The sequence below is a fragment of the Cryobacterium sp. RTC2.1 genome (genome assembly GCF_035018685.1).
GTDB classification, from domain to species: domain Bacteria; phylum Actinomycetota; class Actinomycetes; order Actinomycetales; family Microbacteriaceae; genus Cryobacterium; species Cryobacterium glucosi.
Map to the genome: position 1 here is coordinate 1 of NZ_JASJXJ010000202.1, position 5,622 is coordinate 5,622.

At 61.4% G+C, this 5,622-nt stretch carries 7 protein-coding genes and 1 pseudogene; 4 read left to right on the forward strand and 4 right to left on the reverse strand.

The annotated features are described in order from the left end of the window. Positions 1-36: 36 nt before the first annotated feature. The 4 genes and pseudogenes from QN357_RS17475 to QN357_RS17490 all read right to left on the reverse strand — a co-directional run bounded on the left by QN357_RS17475 (position 37) and on the right by QN357_RS17490 (position 4,035). Positions 37-423 (reverse strand): annotated as a pseudogene (locus QN357_RS17475) (GNAT family N-acetyltransferase). A gap of 42 nt (positions 424-465) precedes the next feature. Beyond that, the gene (locus QN357_RS17480) at positions 466-915 is read right to left on the reverse strand and encodes a hypothetical protein (RefSeq protein ID WP_322136300.1); all 450 of its coding nucleotides are present in this window, start codon (positions 913-915) and stop codon (positions 466-468) included. 233 nt (positions 916-1,148) lie between these two features. Continuing rightward, on the reverse strand, positions 1,149-2,822 hold the full coding sequence (locus tag QN357_RS17485; RefSeq protein WP_322136299.1) for a formate--tetrahydrofolate ligase: 1,674 nt from the start codon (positions 2,820-2,822) through the stop codon (positions 1,149-1,151). Positions 2,823-3,444: 622 nt separating this feature from the next. After that, on the reverse strand, positions 3,445-4,035 hold the full coding sequence (locus QN357_RS17490) for a helix-turn-helix domain-containing protein (RefSeq protein ID WP_322140684.1): 591 nt from the start codon (positions 4,033-4,035) through the stop codon (positions 3,445-3,447). Positions 4,036-4,137: 102 nt separating this feature from the next. On the opposite strand from QN357_RS17490, the gene QN357_RS17495 reads away from it, so the two are divergent. The 4 genes from QN357_RS17495 to QN357_RS17510 all read left to right on the forward strand — a co-directional run. Continuing rightward, positions 4,138-4,344 carry a hypothetical protein gene (locus QN357_RS17495; RefSeq protein ID WP_322189574.1) on the forward strand — a complete coding sequence of 69 codons (207 nt, stop codon included), beginning with the start codon at positions 4,138-4,140 and terminating at the stop codon, positions 4,342-4,344. A gap of 162 nt (positions 4,345-4,506) precedes the next feature. Further along, positions 4,507-4,917, forward strand: coding sequence for a hypothetical protein (locus QN357_RS17500; protein WP_322136296.1), 411 nt, complete (start codon positions 4,507-4,509; stop codon positions 4,915-4,917). A 200-nt stretch (positions 4,918-5,117) separates the two neighbouring features. Continuing rightward, positions 5,118-5,399, forward strand: coding sequence for a glutaredoxin domain-containing protein (locus tag QN357_RS17505; protein WP_322189575.1), 282 nt, complete (start codon positions 5,118-5,120; stop codon positions 5,397-5,399). Between the two features lie 34 nt (positions 5,400-5,433). Continuing rightward, a partial coding sequence (locus tag QN357_RS17510; RefSeq protein ID WP_323505277.1) for a hypothetical protein occupies positions 5,434-5,622 on the forward strand: 189 nt, incomplete at its 3' end.

The following is a 5,622-nucleotide window of genomic DNA, read 5'->3' on the forward strand; positions in this document are numbered from 1 at the left end:
ATTGATCACCTTCCATAATGGTCGGTGGCCCTGTTTTCAATCGGCGATACTGGCCCTATTTTCGGTCGGCGTTAACACGAAGTCGAGGCAAGCCGAAGCGGCCTCGGTTGCGTAGCCTCGTCCCTGCATCTTTGCCCGCACGTGGTAGCCGACCTCAAGTTCGGGTCGGCCGTTGACGGCCTGCCAGGTGAGGCCACAGTCGCCGACGAACTCACCCGCTTTCGTCTCGATGACCCACAAACCATAGCCACGCTCGAGGTAGTTGCGCTTGTTTCAGTCGATCCACCCCTGGGCCTCCTCGCGGCTCTTGGGTCGTGGGTAGTACTCCATTACGTCCGCGTCAGCCAGCATGGCGGCCATGTCATCGAGGTCAGCATCGGTCATGTTCCGAAAGGTCAACCGGTCTGAGTGAGGGAAGGACATGCTCCGACCATAGGAGGCATCCGTGCCCGAGGGAAAGGCCGACTAGGTCTTGAGCGGCTTCCAGCGTGGCACTTCCTGCACAGTACGCGGAGGCGCTTTTCTCAGCCGGGTCGAGGACCTGAAGTACAAGAACGCCAGTGATGCGTCGACCATCACGCTGATCGCGACGTTGAAGATCAACTCCGGTGGCCCTGTGGTCGCAACGACCACGCCATTGGCGGAGTTCAAAACAAACAGGGATCCGACGATGTACCCGGCTCGTGGCCGGGACGTCATCCTCCACCAGGCGCGGGGTGGTTCTATCGGTTCGCCCAATCCGCGGAAGGACCGCACCCCTCCGAAAATGAGCAGGATGCTCAGCGAGTTTGCCACCACGGCGTACAGCGGATTCGGCAACCTGAACGGCTGGATCGCAATTTCGATTGCGGCCAGCGCGATCACCCCGATAAGGATGTATGCGACCTTCCAACGCGTCTTACGCAGGCGAATCATGGCTTGAGCCTACTGGCGAGGACGATCGCCCCGGACCGCGCTTGACGTGAACACGCATAGGGATCAAGACGGGTGCCTCAGTACGACCGTTGCTGATATGAGGGCACCCAGGACACCTCTGTCATAAGGACCAAGCCGAATCACTATTCTCGAGTTGATGTCCTGGGATTCAGGTACTGGGCTCCCCGGACCTAAACACGGAGCGAGTTATCGCGCCCAAGTATGCACACGCATCAGTCGTTCTGCATGAGTCCTGCAATGCGTCCATCCGGAAGCAATCGGATGTTGCGCGAGGCGGGCACTCTTGGAAGCCCGGGCATGGTCAGTACGGATCCCGTCATCGGAATCAGGAATCCCGCCCCCGCCGAAAGACGAACCTCCCGGACCGTGATGATGAAGTTACGGGGGCGACCGGCAATTCTGGGGTCGTCAGTGAGGGAGAGGTGAGTTTTCGCCATGCAGATGGGGAGATTCGCGTAGCCCAACTCCGCGATTCGGGCGATGTCCATCTCAGCAGTCGGGGTGAACACCACATCGCTGGCGCCGTAGACCACCGTGGCGATCTTGCGGATCTTGTCGTGCGGGGAATCCGATTCGTTGTAAATGAACCGCGGCTGCGGAGGTGCCACGTCGGTGGGATCGACCACTTCGCTCACCACCCGGGCGAGATCCAGCGATCCTTCGCCACCGCGCGCGAAGCCGTCGGCTCGGGCGAATCGAACTCCGCGCTCAGCGACGGCTTCTTCGACCAGTAGAAGTTCCGACTCGGTATCGTTCGGGAAGAGATTGATCGCGACTATCGGCGTGAGGCCGAATGCGCTCGCCGTGGCGAGATGATGCTCGAGGTGTTGCAGTCCTTTGATGAGCGTGGCGGTATCTGGCTCACCGCAGATCGCGACCGGCGCGCCCCCGTGCATCTTGAGAGCCCGCAGTGTGGCCACGATGACGACGGCGCGTGGCCAGATCCCTGCGAGACGGCACTTGATATCGAGAAATTTCTCTCCACCGAGATCGAACCCGAACCCTGCCTCGGTGATCGCGTAATCGCCGAGCTTCATCGCGAGGCGTGTCGCGACCACACTATTGCAGCCATGCGCGATGTTGCCGAAGGGCCCGCAGTGCACGATCGCGGGGCCGCCCTCCTCGGTTTGCACCAGATTCGGTCGCAACGCGTCGCGAAGCACCACCGTCATTGCGCCCGAAGCCCGGAGGTCTCCTGCTGTGACTGCTTGCCCGGCATGTGTTCGCCCCACCACGATGCGAGACAGGCGGTCCTCCAGATCCTTTAGACCTGACGCGAGGGCCATGATCGCCATGATCTCGCTTGCCGCCGTGATGTCGAAGTGTTCCTGACGCGAGACGTCGTCGGTCTTGGGATCAATGCCAACAATGCTTCGCCGGAGAGCACGGTCGTTCATGTCGAGCGCGCGTCCCCAGGTGACCTGACCGGGATCGATCACGCCCCTGCCAGGGATCTCTTCTCGAAAGAAGATTGCGTTGTCGACGAGCGCCGACAGTAGATTGTGGGCGGTGGTGATCGCATGAATGTCGCCGGTGAAGTGAAGATTGATGTCGTCCGCGGGGGTGAGCGAGGCTCTGCCGCCTCCAGTGCCTCCGCCCTTCGCGCCGAACACCGGACCGAGTGATGGTTCCCGCAGAGCCAGAACGGCGTTCCGTCCCAATCGACGCAGACCCATCGCCAGGCTGATACACACCGTGGTCTTGCCCTCACCCGCAGGCGTCGGGTTAATCGCGGTAACGAGCACGAGTCGACCCTTGCCGTTCGCGGGGCGGTTGAGCAGGTCGAGCGACAGCTTTGCTTTTCCCCGACCATACGGCTCGAGGTCGTCAACTCCGAGACCCAGCTCATCCGCCAGTTCGGCGATGGTCTGGGGAGCGAATGGCATAGCCAAACGTTATCAACGCCGATTGTCAATGGCCAATTCGGATCATCAGGAGCTGGGGATGCACACCCGGGGCCAAACCTGGCCTTGCGAAAGGCATCCGTCGTGCGCACAGGAGCTCGACGCTCAGAGCACTCCACGAGCAGAACTAAGCCACAATTTTCAGCGCCTACTTGTACCGCGGTCGATGCGTGTGGATCGATACGGGCCTGTGACGCCCACATGCGTTTTGGACAAGATCGTCCGAACTTTGTGGCAAAATTCCGAGCAAACGTGCCACGCGACAGTGTGCCCCCAGGCAGATTCGAACTGCCGCCCCTGCCTCCGGAGGGCAAAACGAGCCCGGAGAACAGCGGGATTTCTGTCCGTATCCCAATGATTTACTGGCCACTTGGGTCATGCGGAGGTGATGGAATCACCTCGAAATTGCACCAATTGAAGTCAAATTGAAGTCACGCGGTAGGTCTCCGACACGCAGCATTTGAGGCTCCCTCCTAGGTAATGCGACGGTCCTCCCGTTGGTTGCTATTGCTGGGAAGCATTAGGCAGCGCGCTGTTGCCAGCCGAGGAACGCGTGGCGTATTTCGCCGAATACGCGGCGCAACTGGCAACCGTCCTGTTGGGTTCAACTGTCGAGATTCCATCCTGCTGATACTAGGTATGACGTGAGCTGGGCGATGCGGCGGTTGATGTCGTCGAGTCGTTGTTGGGTGGTGTCCCACGCCCGGCTCTCGTCGTCGAGGCCTCCAGGGGCGCTGAGCGCTGTTTCCACGGCCACATTGCTTGCGAGGCGTTTGCCTTCGCGGTGGAGGGCGTCGAGTTCGCGCATTGCTTGGAGTTGGGTGCGTTCGGAGCGTTCGTCGGTGGTGGTCCACCGGTAGGCTCCGTCGGTTTCGCCGGAGATCCAGGCGTCGAATTCGATAACGGTCATGCTGTCGAAGGCGTCGCTGAGGTTGGGGAGGTCGAGTTCGTTCGTTGGATTGCCGATGGGGGCCAGGAGGAAGAGTGGGGTGACGCCTAGGGCGTGTGCGATGTTGAGGAGCTGGCTGACGGCGAGGTCGGACTTCCGGCCGGCTTCGATGTTCTGCAGGATCGCTTCAGTGACATTACCGCCGGGGATCATGTCCGCGAGCTCCTTGGTGGTGCGGATGCCGCGGTGCTTGCGCACGGCTTGGATCCGGGTGCCAATGCTCGCCTCAGTGCGAAAATCTGTCATGCAGACAAGATACTATGCAAACCCTTGTCAAATGTTGGAAGTCGCCATATTGTGTTTTCAACATTGGAACAGCCGAATGGCTGTTATAGAGACAGGATGATTATGGACGACGACTATATCCTCCCGGCCACCGTGGGCGAGATCACCGGATTGAAGGTGGGCGCTCTGGCTCAGCTGCGCTATCTGGGGCGGGGGCCCCGGTTCTACAAGCCCACACCCCGCACGGTGCTCTACAAAAGGTCCGAGGTACTCGCTTGGGTCGAGGCCAGCGCCACGACCAGCACGTCGGATCCGGTCCGCAGCCGCTAACCGGCCTCACGTCACCGAAGCCGACGCCGGTGACGTGGAAGGGCCCCGGGTGGCCGCCCGGGGCCCGAGATCGTCACCAGCAGAGGAGTCGATCCATGCACATGCTATCGAGCACCTCCGACACTGCACTGGCGTCGCCCCGTGAATTGCGGTGAGGGCCCGGTGGGCCTGTTCGCGGCGAAGAACGCGGTCCTGGTCGCTGCCCGGTTGGGACTGGGAAACACGGCGACCCGGTTGCTGCTGCACATGGCCTTGGAATGCTGGGACGACGCCGACAACCCGGGCGAGCAGCCTCCGCGACGCTATTTCGGCGGACGGGAGTCCTCGGCGATCGCACTTGGGTTCGTGGCGCCATCGAACGCATCCACGCCCGCTCATCGGGCCGTCAAGCGTGCGGTGAAGGAACTAGTCGACGCGGGCGTCATCACTCGCCTCAGATCCGGGGGAGTCGGTATGACCGCCGAGTTCGAATTGAACCTGAACAGCGCCAAACCTCCGGCCCCGCACCGCACCTATCCCGAGATCGACCTTTTCCCCGAGGACCCGCTAGGGGGTCGGAAATTTGCCCCCTGAGGGGGACCAATTAGTTGCCCCCTTAGGGGACCAAAAAGTTGTCAATTCGGGGACCAATTATTGGCCCCCTTAACAGTAAAGAACAGGAAGAACAGAACAGAAGCAGTATGCGCGCGCGAGACCAGCCTGTGGATAACTCCGCTGGCACCTCATGACTTGACGCCAAAGGCACACCGAGATGGTTCGACAAGGAGAACACCATGAACGGCATCGTCACCGTCTACAGCAAGCCTGGCTGCGTGCAGTGCGCCGCCACCGTCCGCAAGCTCACCCAGCACGCCATCGACTTCACCCTCATCGACGTCGCGCAGGACCCGGTCGCGCTCGAGTATGTCACGGGCCTCGGTCACGTCCAGGCGCCCGTCGTAGAGGCGCCAGGGGTGTCCTGGAGCGGATACAGGCCCGACCTAATCAACTCTCTCAGAACGCGTCTCGACCTCTCAAACGGCGAAATTCGGCCCACCCGGTCCGACTCCAAGTAGTACCCACGCACCGCCAATCGTGAAGGAGCACACCATGTCCATACGCACTATCACCGGCAACCTGGCAGCCGATCCGGAGGTCGTACCGGCCGGATCGATCCTGGTCACGAAGTTCCGGGTGATCGAGAACACAGGCGAGTACCGTGCCGGCGCCTGGCACGCGCACGAGGCGGCGACGACGCACTTCGTCGAGGCCCGGTTCGAACTCGGCGAGAACGTCGCC